The sequence below is a fragment of the Myxacorys almedinensis A genome (genome assembly GCF_010091945.1).
Taxonomy (GTDB): Bacteria; Cyanobacteriota; Cyanobacteriia; order Leptolyngbyales; family Leptolyngbyaceae; genus Myxacorys; species Myxacorys almedinensis.
This window is the reverse complement of record NZ_WVIE01000002.1, coordinates 247,287-270,670: the sequence shown is the minus strand read 5'-3', so window position 1 is coordinate 270,670 and position 23,384 is coordinate 247,287. Positions and strand designations below refer to the sequence as shown.

18 protein-coding genes and 1 pseudogene are annotated in these 23,384 nt (G+C 48.4%); 10 read left to right on the top strand and 9 right to left on the bottom strand.

Annotated features, from left to right (window positions below; genetic code table 11):
• Positions 1-144 precede the first annotated feature (144 nt).
• Positions 145-1,278, bottom strand: coding sequence for a glycosyltransferase (locus GS601_RS02770; protein ID WP_162421717.1), 1,134 nt, complete (start codon positions 1,276-1,278; stop codon positions 145-147).
• Positions 1,279-1,719: 441 nt separating this feature from the next.
• On the opposite strand from GS601_RS02770, the gene GS601_RS02765 reads away from it, so the two are divergent.
• Entirely contained in the window at positions 1,720-2,832 is a 1,113-nt protein-coding gene (locus tag GS601_RS02765; RefSeq protein WP_202924803.1) for a glycosyltransferase family 1 protein, read from the top strand.
• On the opposite strand, the gene GS601_RS02760 is transcribed toward GS601_RS02765, so the two are convergent.
• From GS601_RS02760 to GS601_RS02725, 8 genes are all read right to left on the bottom strand, one after another.
• A complete protein-coding gene (locus tag GS601_RS02760) occupies positions 2,794-3,375 on the bottom strand; it encodes an acyltransferase (protein WP_162421716.1) in 582 nt (193 codons plus the stop codon). The two genes, GS601_RS02765 and GS601_RS02760, sit on opposite strands and share 39 nt — an antisense overlap.
• Positions 3,376-3,548: 173 nt before the next feature.
• Positions 3,549-5,093 carry a lipopolysaccharide biosynthesis protein gene (locus tag GS601_RS02755; protein WP_162421715.1) on the bottom strand — a complete coding sequence of 515 codons (1,545 nt, stop codon included), beginning with the start codon at positions 5,091-5,093 and terminating at the stop codon, positions 3,549-3,551.
• 80 nt (positions 5,094-5,173) lie between these two features.
• Positions 5,174-6,364, bottom strand: coding sequence for a glycosyltransferase family 4 protein (locus GS601_RS02750; protein WP_162421714.1), 1,191 nt, complete (start codon positions 6,362-6,364; stop codon positions 5,174-5,176).
• 113 nt (positions 6,365-6,477) lie between these two features.
• Positions 6,478-7,416: an FkbM family methyltransferase gene (locus GS601_RS02745; RefSeq protein ID WP_162421713.1), complete on the bottom strand. Its 939-nt coding sequence runs from the start codon at positions 7,414-7,416 to the stop codon at positions 6,478-6,480.
• A gap of 94 nt (positions 7,417-7,510) precedes the next feature.
• Positions 7,511-8,644, bottom strand: a complete 1,134-nt coding sequence (locus tag GS601_RS02740) for a glycosyltransferase family 4 protein (RefSeq protein WP_162421712.1) — start codon at positions 8,642-8,644, stop codon at positions 7,511-7,513.
• A complete protein-coding gene (locus GS601_RS02735; RefSeq protein ID WP_202924802.1) occupies positions 8,641-10,020 on the bottom strand; it encodes a hypothetical protein in 1,380 nt (459 codons plus the stop codon). The genes GS601_RS02740 and GS601_RS02735 overlap by 4 nt, the downstream gene beginning before the upstream one ends.
• A 49-nt stretch (positions 10,021-10,069) precedes the next feature.
• The gene (locus GS601_RS02730; protein ID WP_162421711.1) at positions 10,070-10,801 is read right to left on the bottom strand and encodes a class I SAM-dependent methyltransferase; all 732 of its coding nucleotides are present in this window, start codon (positions 10,799-10,801) and stop codon (positions 10,070-10,072) included.
• 76 nt (positions 10,802-10,877) lie between these two features.
• Positions 10,878-13,196, bottom strand: a complete 2,319-nt coding sequence (locus GS601_RS02725) for a GumC family protein (protein ID WP_162421710.1) — start codon at positions 13,194-13,196, stop codon at positions 10,878-10,880.
• A gap of 665 nt (positions 13,197-13,861) precedes the next feature.
• Here GS601_RS02725 and GS601_RS02720 point away from each other — a divergent pair.
• The 9 genes and pseudogenes from GS601_RS02720 to GS601_RS02680 all read left to right on the top strand — a co-directional run bounded on the left by GS601_RS02720 (position 13,862) and on the right by GS601_RS02680 (position 23,375).
• Entirely contained in the window at positions 13,862-15,058 is a 1,197-nt protein-coding gene (locus tag GS601_RS02720; protein WP_162421709.1) for a polysaccharide biosynthesis/export family protein, read from the top strand.
• Positions 15,059-15,151: 93 nt separating this feature from the next.
• A complete protein-coding gene (locus GS601_RS02715; protein ID WP_162421708.1) occupies positions 15,152-16,030 on the top strand; it encodes a class I SAM-dependent methyltransferase in 879 nt (292 codons plus the stop codon).
• A 508-nt stretch (positions 16,031-16,538) separates the two neighbouring features.
• A complete protein-coding gene (locus tag GS601_RS02710) occupies positions 16,539-17,792 on the top strand; it encodes a glycosyltransferase (RefSeq protein WP_162421707.1) in 1,254 nt (417 codons plus the stop codon).
• Between the two features lie 94 nt (positions 17,793-17,886).
• Complete coding sequence (locus GS601_RS02705; RefSeq protein WP_162421773.1) at positions 17,887-19,044, top strand: glycosyltransferase; 1,158 nt, start codon at positions 17,887-17,889, stop codon at positions 19,042-19,044.
• A gap of 82 nt (positions 19,045-19,126) precedes the next feature.
• Positions 19,127-19,852, top strand: a complete 726-nt coding sequence (locus GS601_RS02700; RefSeq protein ID WP_162421706.1) for a hypothetical protein — start codon at positions 19,127-19,129, stop codon at positions 19,850-19,852.
• 104 nt (positions 19,853-19,956) lie between these two features.
• Positions 19,957-20,028: pseudogene (locus GS601_RS23860) on the top strand (DUF4351 domain-containing protein); the annotation flags it as partial.
• A gap of 191 nt (positions 20,029-20,219) precedes the next feature.
• The gene (locus GS601_RS02690) at positions 20,220-20,909 is read left to right on the top strand and encodes a hypothetical protein (protein WP_162421705.1); all 690 of its coding nucleotides are present in this window, start codon (positions 20,220-20,222) and stop codon (positions 20,907-20,909) included.
• Between the two features lie 52 nt (positions 20,910-20,961).
• Complete coding sequence (locus tag GS601_RS02685) at positions 20,962-21,816, top strand: choice-of-anchor Y domain-containing protein (protein ID WP_162421704.1); 855 nt, start codon at positions 20,962-20,964, stop codon at positions 21,814-21,816.
• 263 nt (positions 21,817-22,079) lie between these two features.
• Positions 22,080-23,375 carry a hypothetical protein gene (locus GS601_RS02680; RefSeq protein ID WP_238392936.1) on the top strand — a complete coding sequence of 432 codons (1,296 nt, stop codon included), beginning with the start codon at positions 22,080-22,082 and terminating at the stop codon, positions 23,373-23,375.
• The last annotated feature ends 9 nt before the right edge of the window (positions 23,376-23,384 follow it).

Genomic DNA, 23,384 nt, shown 5'->3' with positions numbered 1-23,384 from the left:
GATGAGTGGAGGGGTGGATGGTTCCGATTACTAGACTCCCCCTCTCCTCCTAGTCCCCCATTTCAATCTTGACAGACCACTAGTTCCCTTACGTTTTGAGCGATGCGGGAGAGATCAATGAGAGAGGGGTAAAGTGTAGATAGGTCATCCCTGGTTTGCTAACTGAAGATAGGCTTGGGCAATAGTCTCCGTATGGGTTTTCCAGGAATATTGACTAGCTTGAGCGAGCCTCAGCGATCGCGCAGGCGCTTGAGTGGCATCAGCGAGGACAGCATTCACCGCCGCTACCCAGGCAGGCACATCCCCAACAGGGCAATAGAGCGCCGCCCTGCCAGCAACTTCTCGCAACACTGGAATATCACTAACAACCGGAATTGCACCGCAGGCAAGGGCTTCGATGAGCGGCAAGCCAAACCCTTCTGCCTCACTGGTCAAGAGAACAACTGCGGCGCGGCGGTACAGTTCTGCGATCGCATCGCGGGATAAATGATGCCAATGATCAATGCGCGATCGCAAGTTCAGGCGATCAATTTGCTGCTCTTGTTCAAGGCTCCATTCTCCGCTAACTTTTACCAGGCGCAGGTTTGGGTGCTCGTGCAGTTGAGCAAATACCTCAAGCAAGACATCAACTCGTTTGCGGGGAATGCAACTGCCAACATGCAGAATAAACGGCTGTGCTAAGGGAGGGAAGAGCGGCTGAGCATCGCGTAGACGAGCAGACGAGTGAGGCGAAAATTCGGGTGAGATGCCGTAGGGAGCTTGAACAAGGCGGGTGGGATGAACGAGTTGATAATTGTTTAATAACCGCCTAACTTCAGAGGTTGAGTAGAACACCACGGCTGCTTTTTGCAGTCCGTTTAAAATCTGTTGAACCATGGCTTGATACCAGCGAGGGCGCGGCTCTTGCGCTGGCTCAACGAGCGATCGAAAGGTATTAATGTCGTGGCAATAGACGCCCGTCCGCTCTGGGGGCAGGGCATGGACAAGATGAGCGTACGTGTGATCGCAGACATGAAACAGATCAAACTTAGACACGCGCTGGCGCAGATAGTGAGGATAGTCCCAAAACCGATTGAGGATGCGATCGCTGTTGAATGCTATTTTGCTGTGACCAAACCGGGGCAAACGGGTGAGCCGAGCACGAAAGGAGGGGCAAACGGGCTGAGGTTGCCAAGCATGGGTTGGATAGGTTTGCCAGGTTTCTAGCAACATCTGAGCACACAAATCCATGCTTGGCCAGTCTTCTTGGGGATAATCGCAAACTAGGGCAACACGCATTCTGGTTCCTTTGCTAAACCTGATTCAAAAAACTCTAAGTGCTGTGTCACTACTGCTTAAACCTATTGCAAATGCGAAAAACGCAATTCTTTTTCAGATCCATTGCCGCTTGATGAATAGAAAAACAATATTAAAGCGATCAATTGTAAGAAAATTTTGGGAATGAATCATACAATTTTTTGCATCGCTAGAGTAGTATCATCTAAAGCAGACAAAGACCACTAATGGAGTACGAAATTAAATTGAAAGAAGCTACTAAAATATATCTTGTTCTCCCTTGAAATTGACTGAATAAAGATGAAGAATGCTCAGTACTATCCTAGGTTTAAGCAATCCTACCAAGCGTGAAATTACTGATTTACCCTCTGAGATCGCCATCGTGCTTAGAAAAATTGCGGATAGATTACTGCTGTTTACCAAACTTTTACTGACTAAACACTGATGCAACATCCAACGATTACGGCAATTGTTCCGCAGTTTCCTCCCTCGGTGAATGGAGTAGGTGACTATGGGGTTTACCTGGCCCAACAACTGCATCAAGACCAAAACTGGACGACTCGCTTTGTTGTGGGCGATCCTAACTGGAGCGGAACAGAGGAATCGTTTTTTCAAGCAACGCCTGTGGAGGCGCGATCGCATTGTGCCCTGCAAGTGCTCTTACCTCAGCCACCTGCGGTCATTTTGCTGCACTATGTAGGGCATGGATACGCGAGGAGAGGCTGCCCTGTGTGGTTGGTGAATGCTCTAGAGCAATGGTGTCGATCGGGAGGGCATTTGGTGACCATGTTTCATGAACTGTACGCCACAAAACCGCTTCTGAGTAGCGCTAGCTTGACGGCTCCTATGCAAAAGCACTTAGCTATCCGACTAATGCACATCAGCGATCGCTGCCTCACAAGTCGGCAAGAGTATGCTGCCACAATTCGCCGCCTCAGCCCCCATCAAGACATTCCCACAGTTCCAATTTTTTCTAATGTCGGTGAAGTGTCGCAGCCTCAACCTTTAGAGAAGCGTTCTCGTCGCCTTGTCGTGTTTGGTGGTCGAGGGGTGAGATCGCGGGTGTATCGCCAATCGCGTGGGGCATTGGAAAAGGTGTGTTGCGAGCTTGGTATTACAGAAATTATCGACATCGGAGCAAAGCTTGAGCTAGGGCTAGACTCGATTTCCGGAAGCACCGTGACTCAGTTGGGAGTACAGCCCGCTAGGGAAATTAGCCGATGGTTGAGCGATGCGATCGCAGGCTTTGTCGATTATCCCATTCCCTATTTGGGCAAGTCCGGTATTTTCGCCGCCTACTGTGCTCATGGCGTGATTCCGATTGTGGCGTCTCCTCATCAACTCAATGAAGATGGACTGCACGCCAATCAGCAGTTCTGGTGGGCAAACCATTCGGAGCGTTTAGAGATGCAGAAAGGACAAGCGATCGCAGACGCCGCCCATGCTTGGTATCAAGTTCACTGTCTCAAATCTCAAGCTCAGATCTTTGCAGACTGCTTGAGAGAACGGATTGAGCAATCAAGCAAACAAACGATCGTAATGAAGCGTATAGTTTAGGTCAGCCGTCCGAGTCCCAATCGGTTTGGTGGGCACACCGGCGACAATGGTAAAGGGTGCGACACTGCGAACCACCACTGAGCCAGCCGCGATCGCACATCCTTGACCAAGCGTGACTCCTGGCATAATTATTGCCCGTGTTCCAACAAATACATAGTCTTCAATGACAACAGAACGCTCACGTCCTTCAAAATTGGGACATTGCAAATTGTGATCCGTCGTGAGAATACAAACCTCAGCCGAAATTGAGACATTTGCTCCAATGGATACACCACCGCGAGTATCAATGCAACATTTTTGATTGATAACAGAATTTTGACCCATCTTAAAACCGTTTCTCGCATCGAACCAAGTCTCTAAAAAAATAAAACTTTTTTCACCAATTTCAAACTTTAGAAAACGGCGATGAAAAAATAAGCGAATGCGATGATGAGGAATACGATTCACAATATGATTCGCAAAATATAAAGTTCCTTCTACCAGAATTCGCTTGGTATCAACGCCATGTTTGATCCAAGGTTTCTGAAAATCGAATGTAACCATAGACAATATCTCCTCAATCTAATGAGATTATGCTTGAAAGCAAGACTCACATTTGATCGCCTTCAAGACACGAGCCAGTAATACCATCTTTCGCTTGTAAGCTTGGCAACTCAACCACCATAGATTGTTAGAGTTCATAAGCTGTCCTGCTCTAGAAAAGACGCATCAAAAGGTTAGCGAGGGTGAATATTGAGCCTGGCTGTGGGTAAGAGTTTGAGTAATCGATCACGCCAGATTGCTCGTTCAGCGTGCTTTAAGACAAACCACCATGCGATCGCAAGGTACAGCAAGGCTGTTCCCGCCATTTCACTGGCTAAACCAAGCCATCCCCAAGGCGTATGGTGAGTTGCAACCCACAGTGCGATCGCGCCATAGGGCAACCCAACCGCAAAGGGACGTGCGATTGCAGCAAACAACTGTAAGGGTGACGTGCCAAATGTTTGTTGTAGCAGTCGTGGCATCCACCAACTGTACACTGCGATGAGACTAACAACGGTTCCTAGAACAGGTCCGACAATACCGAAATGCGAGGTCGCCATCAAGCTAACGATAAGATTCACTAAGGTTCCTACAACGGAAAGCCGAACAATATTAGATAGATTTCCTGTTCCAATAAAACACCATTCCCAAAGATGTAAAACGCCCCGTAGCACACTGCTGAAAGCGACGAGAGTACTCAATTCCCAACCACCAAAGCGTTCTCTTCCCATCCACAGCGTTATAAAGTGAGCATTATAAGTCAAGACAGGAATGCTCAGAGCTATGCCTATAAGCATAATGATTTGCGTTAGCTCGACTAACTGAGTGTTGAACTTCGTGTGATCGTCTTTGCCATGAAAATCGGCAAGAGCAGCCCACGTTGCAAGCCCCACGCTTTGCAATTGAAGTTGTACTAAACCCGCCAGACGTTGAGTAATGACAAAGGGCACAACTGAGGCTGATCCCAAGAAATATGACACTACAATGTTGTCCGTGAGCAACCCAATTCGCCACGCTAAATGTAAAATTAACATTGGAACATTAAACCGCCAAAGGTGCTGTTTGGTCTTTCGGGCAGTAGCGATAGCAGGGTGCAAGATAGCTGACATGAGGTTAGGATAACGCTGAAAACTATCCCAACTGATTGCAATACTAAAAACAGCGTTTCCGATCAAGACGGCAAGAAATTGACCGGGAATGCCGAATCCCATCCAGGCAAACCATAGAGATAAGCTTGTGATCAAAACGCTTTGAACAATTAGAAAAATATTTTTAATGTAATTTCGTTGACTTGCATCAATGAGCAGTTGAAAGGCGGTTACGGGAAGGAATAGCAGACATAGCAGGTTGATCCAATAACCCCATTGAAATTCTGTTGAGATCGTACCTTTAACGGAAACAATTTGAGTGATAAAACAACCAAGAACAATACCTGCGACCATCATCAGGCAAAGTACCTGTAGATATGCCCGAATACCAACGCCAATGGTGATTTGAACTTCGTCATGAGCATCGCGGCTTATTGCATTTGCTAGCATTGCACACAACCCTCCACCAATGCCTAGTTCAAGGAGCAGGAGATAGCCACTCAGGTCTGTTGCTACACGAAACGCTCCGTACCGCTCGTCGCCTAACCATTTCAGCAACAGAGGAGTACTGACGACACCAATGCCGACAGAGGTAATTTGCACTAAGAGCAATGATGAAAAACTAGCAGCCGAGCGTTTCGTTCGAGACATATAGCAATAACAACTTTCTAATGAGGAAACTGTGGTTATCAAGAGTGATTTGGCATATTTCCCTCAATGTTTGACCTCTGTTAGAGTTTGACTAGGGCATCCTGCGTGGGGAAAAGCCCAACCTGATCGTCTCGTCTGGGCTGCATTACTTGCTGATAAATCTGCATCAGCGCTTCCATGTGAGTCTGCAAGCTAAAACGCTGACTTGCGATTGCGTGACCTGCTTCTCCTAAACGGCACGCTAATGCCCAGTTGTTGGCTAAACGATCAATTTGTGCAGCAAGTCCAGAACTATCATTAGGCTCGACCAGTAAGCCGTTGGTTTCATGAATTATGCCTTCTGGAATGCCACCTACCCGACTGGCGATCGCGGCTCTTGAATTTAGCATTGCTTCGTAGGCTACCATACCTGCTGGCTCATGCCACAGGGAGGGAAAAACGAGCGCTCTAGCCTTGCAAATCAATTGGTAGACGCTCTCGGTATCTAGCCATCCGTGGAGAGTAATGCGATCGCTAAGCCCTAGGGTCTGAACTAATTCTCGAATTTGAGGTTCTTGATTTCCAGTACCAGCAATATCAAGATGAATTGGAGTTTGGACATGCTGGAGAGATCGAATCAACCAACTCAACCCTTTTTCGGGAGCGAGTCGCCCCAAAAATACAAATCGAGGAATGTCCGATTGAGGAGGGGTTGAGGTAGTCGAGATTTGGGGCGCACAGAGGTAGAGGGTGCGAATCAAATCTTTGGGATACCCTGCTGCTATCATATGTTCTCTCAGAAACTCGCTGTTAGTTAATACTGGAATAGTTGAGAGAACGCGCTTTTCGTGGAACGTTCGCTGAAAATTGTTCAGCAGCTTATGGGGTCGAGCGCTTCCACAGCGATCTACCAAGTGCCCCCACAAACAGCCATGCAAACTGTAGGCGCGATCGCAGGGGCGCTCGTGTTGCTTTAGGTACTTGCTTCCGCTTGGGCAATACGGTTGATGTCCTTGAAGCGTTCTAATGACTGTAAGGTTTTTAGGGGGAAGAAAAGCAACATCAGTGTGAAGATGCAAAAGCTCTACTCCTAGTTGTTGAGCTTGGTCAAACAACACTGCATCTGATTCAGTAATGATTGGAGAGATGAGACTAGTGTCGGTTGACCCTAGGTATTTAGAAAAATAGTAAACCGTATGACCCATTTTCTGTTGAGCCAATGCAATCCTTCGGAGGTAAACTTCTGCCCCTCCCTTACCCAACAGGTGTTTGATATAATGTCCGATGATCATTGTTGTTCTCCAGGGCTACCATAACGACAACCTACCGTCTTGTTGTTAAAGTCACTCATTACAGTACTGGTAAAAAATCATCCATGACAGTTATTCGCTAGTATAGGCTTAACTTAAATTGCGTGATTAAGCTGTTTGAGGCTGTCATTTGCAATTTCGATGGGTAACACCAGCAAATCATGATGGCTAGGATTGAGCGTGTCGAAGTCTTTAACTATTAACCGAAAGTCTCCGCGATCGCCGATGGGCTGAATTTCAACAAGCACTGCATCTGAGTACAGCAGCGATTTTAAAGAAAGGTGATGGTCGCCCAAAACTTGGCGGGTCGGAACTGACATTTCCATAAGAATAATTGGACGATCGCGCTTGAGCGTATCCGCAAATCCTTCAAGCACAAAAGGTTCAAAGCCTTCAACGTCGATTTTCATTAACGCGATCGCATCAATTCCAAATTCTGTCAACACCCGATCGCCAGGGCGAATGGGTAAGGTAATAGGAGCATTATGATTTAATGCGGAACCTTGCACAAAAGACCCTGTACCTGTGTTGTGAGAAGCAGGTTCATAGTACTTTAGTTCACCTTCGTGCGCCCCTAGACCAAACGGGTAAATGTGCCAAGAGGCGTCGTTGCATGCCTTCCACTTAGCTGATAGAGATTGAAAAATTTGAGGATGGGGTTCAAAGCTATGAATCGAATGAACGTGATCTAGCAGCAGGTGAGAATGAGCACCGACATTAGCACCAACATCTAGGAAATGAACGGCTTCGCGTTGGCACGCTAAATGGTCAGCAATTGTTCTCAAAATTTGGACATTTTGTGCTTCAAAAGGTTGAGAAAAGAAAAACTGGTAGTCAATCCCAAATTTAAGATTACCGGAATACGGTTTACCTTTATTTAAAACTGTAAAGTCATAGTCAAAAACGGTGTGGTTAGGAACTAACCAGAAGAAGAGGCTACGTCCTCGTTTAACCCATTGCCGAAACAGATGACCGATAGAGTCAATGATAAGCTTTTGAAAACGGCTTGGAGTTTGTGCGAGTTTAAGTTGCATTACGGTTTGGGTGTCTAAGTGAGGTAATAGCCAATCACATTCCAGTTGAGATTTAAATTGCAAAAGGTAGCATCGAGCTAAATTTGTAATTTCCTTAGGCAATTGCTTCGATTATGGCTTTTGCCATGCCATCCCAGGTGTGACTTCTCATTTTCTGGCAAAGCATATCAATGATAATTTTTCTGTAAACCTGCCGGTTTCGCTTCCAATGCTGAAATCGATTCACTAAATTGTTTACATTATTGGGATCAGACAGTAAAAGTTCTTTTAATTCTTCTGGATACTGTTCTGCAACCCCAGCATTAGCACTGACGATCGCAGGGATACCACAACATAGTGCCTCGTGTACACCTAATCCATACGCTTCATAGCGGGTAGGGGCAACTAAGCAATCCGATGCTTGCAGCAAGTCAGGAACATCTTGTCGAAATCCCAAAAATTGGATGCGATCGCTTAACCCAACTTGATGCGATCGCTGCTGCCACTGAGCCAGTTCTGCACCCTGACCAATCACCACCAAATCGGCATTCCAGGTCGGATCGGTGCAAAGCTGTTGCCATGCCTCAAAGACCGTATCAAACCCTTTGCGGCGATCGCCCAAAGCGCCAATAAACACAACGACAAGGCGATCTAACGCCCACCCCAACTGTTGACGCAGAGCGCGCTGAGCGTTGGGCGTAACCGGATAAAAAATTGATGGATCAATTCCGTAACAGACCGGATGGATAACAGACGGTGATGCTAACCCACTGTTTACGAGGTCATGTTGGGTGCGTGCTGAATTGGCAAGAACAATTTTCGCTTTGCGTAAAGTTCGCTTTTCAGACTGGAGAAAACAATAGTGAGCGATCACGGTTTTAACCTGTCGCAAAACGCTCACTCGTGACGTGGGTTTGTAGGCAGCATGGACGTAATGCACCCAATTCACATCGCTCCATTGGCAGTTGCCCCCGTTGACTAGCACTCGCCCACCTTGGGCGGTAATTCGTCGTGCCCAGGTTTGCCCGACCCAGTTTAGTAAAAACCCACCGAGAAAGTCAGAGTTAGCAATTTTTGGTACGCGATGCCATTGCACATTGGGGTAATTGAGCAAGGTTGTGGCAACCCGATGAGCAACGAGGTGAAGCTCGGCTCCTTGGCGGGCGAGATAGTCTGCCAGAGCGTAGTTGGCTCGATCCATTCCACCCGTTTTGACAAAATCACCCATTACTAACACGTAAGATTTCATAGTTTTATCCCAGAAAACCAGCCCATTTGCTGTTTCTGAAGTTGGTGCGCCACAGCAAATAGCACTGCATTCAGCAACCAAAACTCCATGCCAGATTGGCTTAAAAACAACGAATTGTTAAACGTCAGTGCGATCGCGCCTACATTGTAGGCAAACACAACACTTGCCCAAAGCTGTAAAGGTTTTAAGGTGGGGTTGGTCATAATAGCCCAGACGGCATAACATGCCATTGCGATCGCGCCGCAGTAGGCAAGGATCAGGGGAACTCCCCCATCGAGTAGCCACCCCGTCCACTGGATTTCAACCCAGATGGGAGCCGTGAGGGGGTTAACAGTGCTGCCAAAGTAGTCGTTGATCATGCCCCACCGCCCTAAGCCTGCACCCAGCGGATATTGGCTCAGCAGGTCGGTTAGCGTCTGCTCTAAGAAGTAACCCCGGTTTTGGTACACCACCTGATCGAGGCGGTCGGCAAACAAACTCGACAAGCGATCGCTCGTTGCCTCTCCGCCAATATTTAATGCCCAAGAAAGCGCCACGCTAATGCCTAAAGCCATACCTCCTAGCAGCGCGGTTAGCCGAAGAAATCTCTTTTGATACAGTAGCGTAAATGCTAAAACGATCAGGCAAATTAATGTGGAAACTAAAATAGAGCGAACCTGGGAAAGATAAATGCAAAATAAACCGATGGGAATACTACCTATGCCCATTAAGCGAACAATAAAACGACGTTCTTGCAGCGCAATTCCGGTTCCTAACAACACAGCATAGAAGCCAGACTTGGCAGCACCGCCTGGGATGTCAGTGAGACCCATGGGGCGATGGATCATCTTACCGTTGGCAAGCTGAATCATCAGGTGATCACCGCCAAAGACTCCGGCTTGAATCTTGGTGGAGAGCACAAATTGAAACACGTCAGAATAGTAAGTTTGCAGCACTCCCATACCTGAACTTAGGGTATGAAATCCCCACAACAGAAACACAAGCCCACGAAGACTATTCAAATTGAGGGGCAACCGACTCACCCAAAACAACGGCGCTAAAATTGCCAGATACATGAGACATTGGGCAACGCCAGCAGGCAGTGAGTTGAGATGGGGATGCCAGAACAGTTCTAACGCCATGATGCAGAGCACTGCGATCGCCCACGGTTTGGCTGGATGTTTGATGCCGGTTTGCCGCACGCCCACCAACAGCCCTAAACTGAGGGCAAAAGCACCTACTCGGATGGGCATTCTAAACTGACCCAAATCAGGAATCAGCAGCAGCAGTTGCAGCCCTATTTGCACGAGAACAAAGGTGGGAACCCATGCCCACTGGGGAAACTGAAATCGGGCAGTTTTTAGGAGTTGGCGATCGCCATCAAATCGATTCAACATGAGAACAACCGTTGACAATAATATTCAGGTTTGAACAACCCTAATAGATTCACAGCGCCACCTCTAGTGACGGGGACGAGGACTGGCGTTTTCCTACCTCAAAGGGCTTTCGAGAAATGCACAGCACATTATCGCTAAACCATTGCCCTCTAAAAACGCGGTTGGGATAGTACCAAGGGGTCAGCACCATGCGTCCCCGATTGCTGTATCGAATCTCGATCGGGGTTAAACCACATTCTTTGGCAATGCGGCGCAAATCGATCTCTAGCAGTGCGGTGATGTGCGAGGGATAGGAACCGGGCGCATCTTGAAAGGCGTTGAACTGATTTTTTAGCAGCAGGGTGAGCTTGCTCAGGAGGCTAAGCTGGTTGGGAGTCGTTACAAGCACGAGTCCACCGGGCTTAGCTAGGCGAGATAGCTCTCGATAAAACGCGCGCGGGTTTTCTAGATGCTCAATGGTTTCAACCGAAACAACAACGTCTGCGAGATTGCTGTCTAGATTGGTTATTGGATACTCTAGATCTTGCAAGACAAATTCTGCATTAGTTGGAAAACCATCATATTGAATACCATCAACACCGATATAACGATTAGTACAATGGTCAATGTTGAAAGAACCGAATTGTCTGATAACAAACGGTCTCAAATTTCCGGTGCCGCAGCCGACATCTATCACCGTTTTGCACTCGATGGCATGGTCTGCGATCGCGCGCTCAACCATAGCATAAATGGCATGACTGCTTGTTCCCAAACTCTGTGTTGCACGGGTGATAGTATCCATACCAGATTTTGTTTGAATCTTACGTCGTGGGAGTTGGTGTAGAAATCGGGTTGCTTGCGGGCTAGAGTGTGTCAGGTTAAATGGATGCAGAACCCGTCAGTTCTGTGTTGTAGTTGCGCCGCACGTATTTATGGTAGTCATGGGCAAGATGTGTTCCGGGTTTTAGGCAGTTTGCCACAACGCCCAACACAGTGTTGCCAGAAAGTTGCAGATTTCGCAGCGATTCCACTAAGGCGGTGCGTCCTGTGTTGCCCAGCCCAACAACAACAACGCTACCGTCTGTATGGCTCGATAAAATGGCGCTGTCAGAAAACCCAAGTACCGGCGGCGCATCATAAATGATCAGATCGTAATCACCCTTGAGAGCTTCCATCATTTGCTTCATTTTGGCAGACGACAGCAGACGACTGGCATCCATTTGCGGTTTGCCCGCCGTGAGCACAAACAGATTTTGGTCAAGCGGCGACTGTTGAATCAAGCGATGCGCCGGAACATCTGACGTGAGGCATTGGCTGAGACCATCCTCATTGGGCACTCTGGCGTAGATGTGGGTTTTAGACCGATAGAGATCGGCATCAACAATAAGCACACGCTGTCCCATGATTGCCGCCGCTAGTGCAGTGTTGAGAGCAATGGTCGATTTGCCGTCGCTGGCAAGGGGCGAGGTAATGACCACAGAGTGAATGGCATTGGTGAGGTTAAGCACCGAAACATTGAGATACAAACTACGGAAGGCTTCGCGGAAAATCGCGGCATCTTCGTTCAGGTCGATCGCAAAAGGGCGGGCAGACGGTGTGACCTCCTGAGGCTGATCTAGCTCTGATTCGGATGGGGACGCCGGTAGATTTCGCAGAGATGCGATCGCGGGTAGGCTCAGTTCGGCAACGTTGCGGTAAAACGGAATCACACTCAGCACCGGGAATTTCACGCCCTGCTTGAGATCTTCTGCGGAATAGAGGACATCATCGAGCTTTTCAACTAACAATGCAGCAAGCACGCTTAAGAAGAGGCTGCCTAAGAAGCCCAAGCCCATGCTTTGAGGCACGTTGGGGAAAACAGGGGCAGCGCGCTGGCTGGGGGCAGAAATCACCTGCCAAGGCTGATTTTTTTGGGCAGCTTGGATCTGAAGATTTTCTTGACTTGCCAAAAAGCGATCGAGGCTGTCGTTGGCAACTTTGAGTTCTCGCTGAAAATCTACATTTTGGCGAACCAACGCTGGAATAGACGCGAAACTCGACTGAAGTTGCTCTGCCGTTGCGAGGAGGGATTGGTTTTTTGCTTCTAATGCCCGAATCTCGTTGCTGACGGTAATCAGTTGCCGATTGAGATCAATGAGGGAGCCACTGAGATTGCTTTGGGCTTTCTCCATGCCCGTTGGTTTAAGCGTACGCTGGGCTTCTAACTGCATTTGGGCAAGGAGTCCTTCCCGCTTTTTGAGCAGCGCTTGCAAGGGAGGGGATTCGGGCGTGAGCCGCTCAGCATTAATGGAAACTTGGGTTTCGAGTTGTTGAAGCTGATCTCGGAGTCCTTGAAAAGTTTTAGATTCGCTCAGGGCGGAGGCTGCGATCGCTTGTTCGGGGGTGTGTCTGACCTGCTGGCTCAACGTTGCATAAAGTGCCTTAGACTCTGCCAACTTTGCCTGAACGCCTTTTTGCTCAGCTTCTATTTGTCCGCTCATTTCAGTGAGATATTTGGCGCGGTCTTCTGGGTTGACGATGCCATGCTGTTTGCGAAAGTCTTCTAGCTTGCCCTGAATTTGGTTGACCCGGTTTGTTAACCCCGGCAACTGTTTCTCAACAAACGTGACTCCTTGCTGAAGATCGCGACTGCGGAGTTGTTCGCTGTATTTGAGATAGTGTTCTGCTAATTTTTCAGCAACCACTAATCCTTGTGTTGAATCTTGATCGAGGTAGCTAATATCAAGAATTTCAGTATCTTTCACGCGGCTGATCGCCAACCCTTTGAGGAACTGCTCAAATGTGAGCGATTGATACTCTGCCTGCAACGATTGGTAGAGCGGGTAGAGAATTTGGGAACTGCTCAGCACCTGTGTCAGCGTTGTGTAGTTGACGCTCGACCCGGCAACGTTGGGGAGCATGGCTTGCTGAGGATCTTGAACGCTGGTTCGGTTGGGTTCGACGAGTAGCCTAAATGTGCTGAGGTAGATGGGTTTGCGAGACACTGACCAGGTCATCGTAGCTGCGAAAATCAGGCTTGCAACGGTGCCTACAAATAGTTTGCGGCGGCGTACCACTTCCCAAATCTTTCTAAACTCGATGCCAGACTTGTTGTCAGTGCTGTTAAGGCTCAGGAAATGCACCGGGGCACCCTGATCAAAGTTTGGACTTAAATCAGAGGGATACAACGACGATTTCGATAGGGGATTGGTATTCATACGACTTAGCGATGTACACTCCGTACTTTTAGCGTTTCTTTAGATGAGTGCAAATAGAGCACTATGAGCAAAAATACTGAAAAATCTATAGTCTTGGTGGGGTAAACATAGATTTAGCAAATCAAAGATTTGGTTGATAGAAGACTCAGCTAATAGAAGATAAACCACAACGACAAGAATGAACTAAAAACTTTGATGTCTGCGAGTTTAGATCGTCTTGAGTCACGAAACCATACCAAATTAATCTGTAAATGTTACAGACCTGCGACCTCCCCCAACCCCGCCTTAGTCAGGAGAGGAGCCGGAAAGTCTTTCCTGACCCAGGGGGCATGCCGTAGGCAGGGGGTCGAGGATCTGTCGCAGTAAAAGATCAATTTGGTATCAGACACCTCTAGCAATCTGCATGATATCAAGGATGAAATGAACTCAGGAACTAAATGAGATTGATATGGATGGGATGAACTTAGGGATTAAATAATAAACTCAAGTCGGTGAGGGAAGTGTTGTTGGTAGAAGATGCCCTGAGTTTTCCATGAAGTGTTTTTAGAGGATTCCGTGAGACTACCGAATTGCGTACAGAGACTCTGTGCAAAGTTCGGGGATATCACAGAGTATTAGCGCGATCGCACCGATTAAGGTATGTCAGCAATTGCTTGAGAACTGCCATGCCCCCCTCTTTGTTCAACCGACAAAACCAATTTGCTGTTAGAGCCTTACTTGCGATCGCGGTTGGAGCCGTTGACCCAGTGGTAGTTTTGGCGCAAACCGCGCCGCTGCCCATCACAGCAATGCCCCCAACAACGCTCCCTCTGCTAAAGTCTTCATCCCCCACATCCCCCCATTCTCAGGCGGCTCGGTTAGAGGCTGAGGAAGCAACTGCACCGATTCCAGTTGGCAGTAGTTATAAGCTCGGTGCAGGAGATTTGGTGCGGCTAGAGATGTTTGATGTCCCAGAGTTGACGCTTGATCCACGCTATACCGTTTTGTTTGATGGAACGCTCAACCTGCCGTGGATTGGGGGCGTCTCGGTGCAGGGGCTGACCCTAGATCAAGCATCAGATCTGCTCAAAACGCGCTACAAGCGATACATCCAAAATCCTGTGATTAGCATGGGTTTGATTGCGCCTCGCCCCTTAAAGATTGGTGTGATTGGTGCAGTCAACCGTCCGGGGTCTTACATCATTACTGTGATTGGTAGTGAAATTACTCAGGCTAGTCTTAGCCAACGGAGCGCTTCAGAAAGTGGGAGCCAATGGCCCACCGTGAGTAGAGCACTGCAAACCGCAGGTGGCATTGCCCAAGTGGCAGATGTTCGCATGATCGAAGTGCGGCGGTTGCAGGCAGATGGCACAGCAGAAAAGCTTAATGTTGATTTGTGGAAATATTTGCAAGCAGGAGATCTGACGCAAGATATTTTGTTGCAAGATGGAGACACGATCGTTGTGCCAGTGGCAACGAAAATTGACGCAACGCAAGCAACAGCCGTTGCCAACAGCAATTTTTCTCCGGAGCAGATTCAGATCAATGTGGTGGGCGAAGTAGTCAGACCGGGTGGGGTAGCAATTCGTCCAAATTCCACGATGATGCAGGCGATTTTAGCAGCAGGAGGCATCACTCCGGGTCGAGGCAACAAAACAAAGGTTGAACTGGTGAGGCTGATGCCCGATGGCACAACCTCTCGCCGAGAATTTAAGTTTGATTTGTCCAAGGGGCTAGATGATGCCTCCAATCCTGCGATTCATCAAAATGATGTCATTGTTGTAAATCGCAGCAATACGGCTAAATTCTCAGACATTTTAGGCGCGGTTGTTAGCCCAATTACTGGAGGCTTTGGGTTGCTGCGCCTGCTGTTGGGGCGTTAACCAGAAAGTAAGCACAGCGTACGTTGAGTTAAACACATTGAGTTAAACACATTGAGTTAAACACATTGAGTTAAACACATTGAGTTAAATACATTGAAAAAGCCAACCTATAATTCTCAATGGGCAGAGTCTTGGAAATTAAGTTATCACTATGACGTGCTGGAGTTTTTCGGCGGCACTGACAATCTTGGCTACACCTATGCGTTTCAAAGCAGATTTAGCCAAACTATCAGTGCCATCGGCAGGCATGTTTTAGCTGGTGCTAACGTCATTGATATAGCATCAGCCCAAGGAAATTTTTCGCTGCGATTGGCAGAGCTAGGCTATACCGTCACCTGGAATGACTTGCGGGCTGAACTGGTTGACTATGTAAAACTAAAGTATGAAACTGGCACCCTAAACTATGCTCCGGGCAACTGTTTTGATTTGGGGTTTCAGGCAGAGTTTGATGCCGCGATCGTTACTGAAATAATCGAACACGTTGCCCATCCTGATTTGTTTTTGCAACAAATCGCAAGTTTAGTCAAACCGGGAGGATATATCATTATGACTACTCCTAATGGGGAATATTTCAGAAATAATTTACCCCGGTTTTCAGATTGTGCTGATCCCTCAGTATTTGAAGAGATTCAGTTTAAGCCAGATGGAGACGGGCATATTTTTCTGTTGCACAGAGACGAGATCGAAAGTTTGGCTAGCAAAGCGGATCTTGCTGTAATAGAGCTAAAGTTTTTTACTAATCCTTTAACAGCAGGGCACTTGAAAACTAGGCATTTATTACGCTTATTTCCTAAGCTAGTCGTTGACTTTTTTGAAGGATTAAGCGCAACCCAACAAGGCAAATTTTTGGCTCGCATCAACAGCCATACCCTTACTGTTTTGCAAAAACCCAATCGCCCTACCCAAAACGCGCTGGGCTTTACAAGCCATTGCTCTGCAAACAACTCGGTGCTTAATAAAATTGCACTTTAGCGTTTCAACATAATATCTAGTCGACTTCTACATCCAGAAAATCATCTAGATCAAGTATTTAATATAAATATTTCAAGGTAAATACCAGCGAATTTACATAGCTCTCAATAAATCCATATTCTGTAGAATTTAACTAGTAGAAATCGTTCGCTTTATCAATCTTTGGTAAAGCGGCTTTAATTTGTAGGCATTTTCATTCTGTTCGCAACCAATTTGCAGAAATTAAGCAGCTACTCACGCTTTTCTGATTGACGCTATCAATTTTTCCATATTGATGACTGATTGCATTTTCAATTTGGATTTCCCATCGTTTTTGTTCTAAAACCATGAGCGTTTTTTGGTATTTAGTGTCTCAAGGTTATCGGAATTTAAATACGTTTACCTGTTGCCTAGCTATTAGAATTAATCCTCTTTTTTGTGGGTAAACCGCTAGATTTATCTATTGACAAATAGAGCTATTTTTTGCGGCTTCGTGTCTCTCTCAAGTTTGTGACGGAGTAACTTCATCATGTCGTATGTTCAGATTTCTCAAAACGATCTGTTTGCAAGGGTTCGGAAGACGGTAGAGCGTTCTAATGGCCAGAATCCTTTGCGAATTTGCCATTTGTCAAAATACTACCCCCCGCAACCTGGAGGAATTGAAACGCATGTGCGAACGTTGGCAACGTCACAAGCCGCGTTGGGGGCGCAGGTTGATGTGATCTGTGTGAATGCGTGCGATCGCACCGGAGAAGACTCGCCACAAACACAAACGGTTGAGGAATTTGATCGCGATGTGCGGGTGATTCGGTTGGGTCGGATGGCGACGGTAGCGCGATTTGATATGTTTACAGAATTTTCTCGCTATTTTAAGCAGCGTGGAACGCAGTACGATATTGCTCATTTGCACGCTCCAAATCCGGCAATGGGGCTGCATTGGGCGCTGTCAAACTCATCGGTTCCGCTAGTGGTAACGCACCACAGCGATATTGTGAAACAACGGGTTCTCAAACATGTAATCAATCCACTTCTCAGCTATGTTTATCATCGAGCATCACGCGTGCTGATTAGCAATCCACTTTATGCGAATGGATCGGATTTTTTGCGTCCCTATCATCATCGAGTTGAAGTGTTGCCGTTTGGCATTGATTTGTCGATTTATCAACAGCCAAGTGATGGTGCGATCGCGTATGCCGAGCACTTGCGTTCAACCTATGGCAGCCCGATTTGGCTGTCGGTGGGGCGGTTGGTGTATTACAAAGCGTTGTGTGTGGCGATCGAGGCGCTAAAGTTTGTGCCAGGAACGTTGATGATTGTGGGCAAGGGGCAGTTGGCGGAGACGCTCAAGCAACGGGCAAAAGAGGCAGGTGTGAGCGATCGCGTGGTGTGGAAGCCCTATCTCAGCCCAGAAGAACTGGTGGGGGCATATCATGCGGCAACGGCGTTGTGGTTTCCCTCGAATGCGCGCAGTGAGGCATTTGGGTTGGTGCAGGTAGAGGCGATGGCGAGCGGTTGCCCGGTGATCAATGCTGCAATTCCGCATAGTGGGGTGACGTGGGTGAGCCGCGATCGCGTTGAAGGGTTGACGGTGCCGGTGAATGATCCGCAAGCGATGGCGCAGGCGGCTCGACATCTGTTGACAGACCCAGATTTACGGGAACGGCTTTCGGCGGCAAGCCGGGTGCGGGCTGGGCGATTTGATCAAGATTTGATGGCGCAAGAAAGCCTGCGGATCTATCAGCAGGTGATGAGGGCAACGGCGGCTGAGCCTGTGTTGGTCTAGGGCGTGGGATGGATGGCTCATGCCCCACGGCGCAAGGAGGGCAAATCATTGGTTCGGCAGCGCCGGTGTAGTTTTAGAAGAAAGAGGTCTGATCGTGAGAGTGCTTCATTTATATGCGGGAAATTTGTTTGGTGGCGTTGAAACGTACTTGGTGACTTTGGCGAAAACCCAGGCATTGATGCCCCAGATGCAGCATGAGTTTGCGCTGTGTTTTCCGGGACGATTGGCAACAGAACTGACCCAGGCGGGGGCGGTGGTGCATGAGCTTGGGGCGGTGAAAATTCGGAACCCGTGGCAAGTTTGGCAGGCGCGATCGCGCTTGAGAACAGTGTTGCGGCGGGGCGGGTTTGATGTTGTGATTTGCCATGCGTGTTGGTCGCAAGCGATTTTTGGGACGGTGGTGAAGTCGCAAAGGCTGCCGCTGGTGTTTTATTGCCGGGATACGTTGTCGGGTCAGAGTTGGTTAGAACAATTGGCGAAATGGACGGTTCCAGATTTTGTTGTGGCAAATAGTCGCTACACTCAATCGACGCTGGCGACGGTGTATCCGGGCGTGCCGAGCCAGGTGGTGTATCATCCAGTGCTGAGTGCTGGGGAGGGCGATCGCGCGGAGATTCGGCGGCAGATGCGGGATGAGTTTCAAACTCCGGAGGATCGGGTAGTGATTGTTCAGGCTTGCCGCATGGAGCGGTGGAAGGGGCATGAGTTGTTGCTGTTGGCGGTGGAGAAGCTGAAGCATGTCCCAAATTGGGAGGTGTGGATGGTGGGCGGGGCACAGCGACCCCATGAGCAGATTTATCTTGCCTCGCTTCAGGCGCAAGCGGCAACGTTGGGGATCAGCGATCGCATCAAGTTTCTGGGTCAGCGATCGGATGTGCCAAAGGTTTTAGCGGCGGCTGATGTGCATTGTCAACCCAATAGTGGTGGGGAACCGTTTGGCATTGCGTTCATTGAGGCGCTTTATGCCGGATTGCCCTTGGTGACAACGGCGATCGGGGCAGCAACAGAAATTGTGGATTCCACGTGTGGGTATTTGGTTCCGCCGGGGGATTCACAAGCGATCGCGCAGTGTTTGGAGAGGTTAATTACAAATCCGGCGGAGCGTGATCGATTAGCACAGGGTGGATTTGCTCGGGCAAATTTGCTTTGTAATCCAGTTCAGCAACTGACGAAGCTGCATTCTGTTCTGGCTCAAAGAACGGCTGTAAGTCAGCGTGGTGCAGACCCAATTGCACTGTCTGTGATGGAGTGACACGGCGAGAAGTTGGGCAACCGCTCTCCTTCGTTTAGCCCCATCAGTTTCACAAATATATAACTCACCCCTCTGGAGTCTTATGACATCGATTACTGGTGTTCCTTCGGTTTCCAAGTCAAACTTTGTTAAGAATGCCGCCTGTGCCCTTGCGGTTACGGGTGCTGCTTTGCTGCCCTTGAGCGTGCCTACGGTTGCCTCTGCTTTTACGGTGGGGCAAACGACCGCATCCTTTTCTTTAAACAATGTCAGGGGACAATCGTTTACCCCTAGCAATATTGGTCCCAATGGCACAGGCACTCCTCCCGTTGGCAATGTGCAGCTTTCCGCCTTTACCTATGCCTATGCCTCGGACGTTAACCGGACTGCTAACACGCTGTATATCTACAACTTCCTTCCTGCCCTTGCTGATCTCAACACCGGGACTGGAAACCTATATGCCAGTACTGGATTTACAGACTCAGTAGGTGGCGACTCACGCTTTAATCCAGCAAATCCAAGTCGTACCTTTACCTTTGCTGGAGCTAACCTAGATGCCAACACAACCTATTACGCTCTCTTCTCTTTAAACCAAGCTATTCGAGATGAGGATACAACCAATCCTTACTCAGGTCATTTTGAATACGTTGATAACGGCAATCTTTCAACAACCTCTTTTACTGCTGCATTTATTGCAGACTTCACTCCAACACCAGTGCCGTTTGTGTTCAATCCGTTGCTTGGTTTAGGTTGGGTGGGGTTGTCAAAGGCGCGTAAAGCCCTTCGTCAGCGTCGCAATGAGAAACGTCAGGAGGTTGCACAGGCATAACAAGCTTTGTGAAGGCGCGATCGCTCCCGGTTGGTTTATTCAATGCCGCGATCGCGCTTTGGTTTTGAGGTGCGATCGCGGGTTGAAGTTCTCTTGATAGAGGAGCCTTAGCGATCGCTCTGCTCGACTTCTCAGCCATTAGCGATCTAGAAACATGGTTATCTGAAAACGCTTAACGGTTAACTAGCTGCCCGCCCCAGCAAAAAAGTAATCACAGAAGTTTTTTGCTTTACCATCAAAGCTCCGGCAAATTTGAAACACGCGATGAGCAAACAGCACCCCTTCCAAAGAAATAGGTTGCAACCTCTGTTGGCTCGCGCTTTGCTGTCTTCTTGTTGCGATCGCAACAACAAAACAAATTATTCCTATGCGTTCAACAACTAAAACTGTTACGGCTCAATCGGCTTATGCCCTGACTGTTACGAGTGTTGCCTTGTTGTCCTTAAGTTTGCCAACTGCTGCTTCTGCGTTTACTATTGGGCAGACAAGCTCAACAGGTAATGCAACAGCCACACGAGGACAATCATTCATCCCCAGCAATATCGGTCCAAATGGGTCAGGTACTGCCCCTAGCAATGGGACAGTACCTCTCCAATCGGTAACGTTTGCCTACATCGATGCAGCTAGTCGGACAGCATCCACCCTTTACCTTTACAACTCTGTACCCACCTTTGCCAATTTAACGGCGGGTGTAGGTGCATTGCTTAATAGTGACGGGTTTTCAGATTCAATAGATCCAGATTCTCGCTTTGGCGCTTTTCCTAGCCGCACCTTCTTTTTCACCGGAGCTAACTTAGATGTGAATACCACATACTATGCGCTGTTTTCCCAAACCCAAGGTATCCGGTTCGTCAATCCTGGTAGCTATAGCGGTGGCAGTAGATATACAGGCAGTACTTCGCTCTTAGCAGCCTCAACAGACACAGCCTTTATCGCAGACTTCACTCCAACTCCAGTGCCGTTTGTCTTTAGCCCATTGTTAGGTTTGGGCGGGGTTGGTTTAGCTCAGGTGCGTAAAACCTTGTCAAAACGATGCCGACATCAGCAGAAAACTTAAGTACTTGACGATTGGCTACAGTTCGCCCTTTTATTTATTGAGAGACCCTCCTATGAAGATTCTTCTAACAACCGCGCTGACTAGCACTTTATTGCTGCTAGGAGCCGCTAAAACTCAAGCGTTAACCCTTTACAACGGCTCTTTAGGAACCCCTCCTGGAAGCCAAGGCTGGACGTTTGTTCCTGGATTTTCGCCTCCATTTGCAACTCAAACCAGCGATAGCACGGGCACGACTCTTAATACAACGGCAAATGACAGTATCCAGGCGGGCTATTCTCGATCAGATCAATCGTTTGATCGCAGCGCTGGGTATACGTTGCGGTTTGATTTGCAACTGCTGTCTGAAAACCACGCCAATCCCAACGCGCAGAACAATCCGGGGACAGATTCGATTAGCGATCGCGCTGGGTTGAGCATTATTGCCCTCAGTTCTGACCAGCAAGGCATTGAACTTGGATTTTGGGACAATGAAATTTGGGCGCAAGAAGATGGAGCCATTAAAGCTGATCCAACCCTTGCCCCAACAGGCACTCGATTTACCCATGCAGAGGGAGCCAGCTTTAATACGCAAGCTGCGATCGCTCAATATGAGTTATCCATTCTGAACAATGCTTACTACCTTTATGCCAATGGAAATTATGGTGCGCCCCTCCTAACCGGTCGCCTGCGAAACTACGCCGCAGAAGGATCTCCCTACACAATCCCTAACTTTCTATTCGTGGGCGACAACACCACATCTGCCCAAGGAAGTTTTAAGCTAGCCCAGGTTGATGTGTCCAATAGTGCAATTACACCCGTCCCTTTTGTGTTCAATCCTCTGGTTGGTCTAGGCGCATTTGGGCTGGGGCGCATTCGCAAAGCAATTCGCAAGCGTCGGTACAATAGTGCTGACTTTACAAACCTGTAAGGGCGGTTTTTGCTCATTGTTAGCCTGGTACAACTATCTTCTAAGCTAGAGAAACGGTCGAGAAGCGGTGATATTACTTAAGTACCAAGCTGACCATTGTTAAAAATACGCGCATTTACAGAATGCCGATACTACCTTGCTGAATATACTGATTGCGTGAGCCGCTCCTCACTTACCTTCTTCATGCAAGCAGTGGACTCGAAATCATGGCATTCAGAAAAAGTACACATCATCGAACTCGCTTTTCAGTAGACGTGTTTTGGATGCGATGGATTGCTATTAGCTCTGTTCTGGGTGTGATTGGGCTGTCTAACTCAGTTGGGTTGGCTCAGCCAGGCGCGGTCTCTGCTGCCAGTGCGGCTCTCCAGGAGACTCAGCCTGCTCCAAAGACCGTAGAAACCCTGAAGCGACTTTTAGAGCAATCTCCTCGCACCCCTTTGCGCCGCAACACTCCGAAAGATCACTTAACCCCGTCTAGCTACTCTGCACCTCAGCCAACGTTGCAGAGTAAACCACAACAATCTTTGCAGAGCAAACCGCAACCCAGTTTCGCCACACCAGTTGCAGCAAAAGTGAGTCGTCCGGTTGCTGCCGTTCAAAATGCAGAAGTGACTCGTCCGGTTGCTGCCGTTCAAAATAGTGCTCAGCCAAATAGTGATCAGCCAACGCCTCGCCAGCCAATTCACCAGCCAATTGCTCAGGCGACCTCAACGCAAGAATTTCTACAACACCATCGTCGAGCTAGCGCTCAACGTTTGCTAACTCCTGCTGAGACTGAAGGGCAGACAATGGCTCAGGCAGATCCATCGGCTCAAAATGCAGACACATTACGGCAAAAACTGATCATCGATCGGTTGGTGGAATTGCGCCCTCCTGCCTTTTCGCCAGGGTCAACGGTTGGCACCCCTACAGCCTTTGGTGCCAATTATGGAGATGCCTTTGTCGGTCTCTCGTTGTCAAACCGTAGACCCAGAATTAACGAAGCCGACGGTGCGCTGTCTGCCGGATTTGGGCTAGGAGATTCGGAGCAGGCGGTAGGACTCGAAGTAAGCGCCAATATTGGGAGCCTCAGACGATTTGGTCGCAATGGTGACATTGGGCTGAAACTGCACAGAGCGCTGCCTGGAAAAGCTGCGATCGCACTGGGCTACGACTCTGGCATCACATGGGGAGAAGAAAACCGGAGCACAGTTTCCACGCTGTATGGGGTAGCGAGTAAAGTGTTTGATCTGCGCCCTAGTGACCCAGATAGCACTTTGACGTTAACAGCATCGCTAGGTTTGGGTGGAGGGCGGTTTCGATCGTTTGACAATATTCAAACTGGTAGGGGCGGCGTCGGGGTGTTTGGCAGCGTCGGGGTGCGCGTTATTCCTCAAGGGTCGGTGATCGCAAGCTGGACAGGGCAAGACCTCAATCTCGGCGTTTCCTACGTGCCGATCAAAACACAGCCGCTTTTTCTAACAGCCGTTATCGGCAATGTGTTCAGTCGCAATGATAATGCAACGCTATTTTCCTTGGGAATTGGCTACGGGTTCAACTACGCCGGATATCAATACTAAATCTACTTT

Coding starts and splice junctions, on each gene's coding strand:
- GS601_RS02770 (WP_162421717.1), bottom strand. CDS start 1,278: ATGCGTGTTGCCCTAGTTTGCGATTATCCCCAAGAAGACTGGCCAAGC.
- GS601_RS02765 (WP_202924803.1), top strand. CDS start 1,720: ATGCAACATCCAACGATTACGGCAATTGTTCCGCAGTTTCCTCCCTCG.
- GS601_RS02760 (WP_162421716.1), bottom strand. CDS start 3,375: ATGGTTACATTCGATTTTCAGAAACCTTGGATCAAACATGGCGTTGAT.
- GS601_RS02755 (WP_162421715.1), bottom strand. CDS start 5,093: ATGTCTCGAACGAAACGCTCGGCTGCTAGTTTTTCATCATTGCTCTTA.
- GS601_RS02750 (WP_162421714.1), bottom strand. CDS start 6,364: ATGATCATCGGACATTATATCAAACACCTGTTGGGTAAGGGAGGGGCA.
- GS601_RS02745 (WP_162421713.1), bottom strand. CDS start 7,416: ATGCAACTTAAACTCGCACAAACTCCAAGCCGTTTTCAAAAGCTTATC.
- GS601_RS02740 (WP_162421712.1), bottom strand. CDS start 8,644: ATGAAATCTTACGTGTTAGTAATGGGTGATTTTGTCAAAACGGGTGGA.
- GS601_RS02735 (WP_202924802.1), bottom strand. CDS start 10,020: ATGTTGAATCGATTTGATGGCGATCGCCAACTCCTAAAAACTGCCCGA.
- GS601_RS02730 (WP_162421711.1), bottom strand. CDS start 10,801: ATGGATACTATCACCCGTGCAACACAGAGTTTGGGAACAAGCAGTCAT.
- GS601_RS02725 (WP_162421710.1), bottom strand. CDS start 13,196: ATGAATACCAATCCCCTATCGAAATCGTCGTTGTATCCCTCTGATTTA.
- GS601_RS02720 (WP_162421709.1), top strand. CDS start 13,862: ATGCCCCCCTCTTTGTTCAACCGACAAAACCAATTTGCTGTTAGAGCC.
- GS601_RS02710 (WP_162421707.1), top strand. CDS start 16,539: ATGTCGTATGTTCAGATTTCTCAAAACGATCTGTTTGCAAGGGTTCGG.
- GS601_RS02700 (WP_162421706.1), top strand. CDS start 19,127: ATGACATCGATTACTGGTGTTCCTTCGGTTTCCAAGTCAAACTTTGTT.
- GS601_RS02690 (WP_162421705.1), top strand. CDS start 20,220: ATGCGTTCAACAACTAAAACTGTTACGGCTCAATCGGCTTATGCCCTG.
- GS601_RS02685 (WP_162421704.1), top strand. CDS start 20,962: ATGAAGATTCTTCTAACAACCGCGCTGACTAGCACTTTATTGCTGCTA.
- GS601_RS02680 (WP_238392936.1), top strand. CDS start 22,080: ATGCGATGGATTGCTATTAGCTCTGTTCTGGGTGTGATTGGGCTGTCT.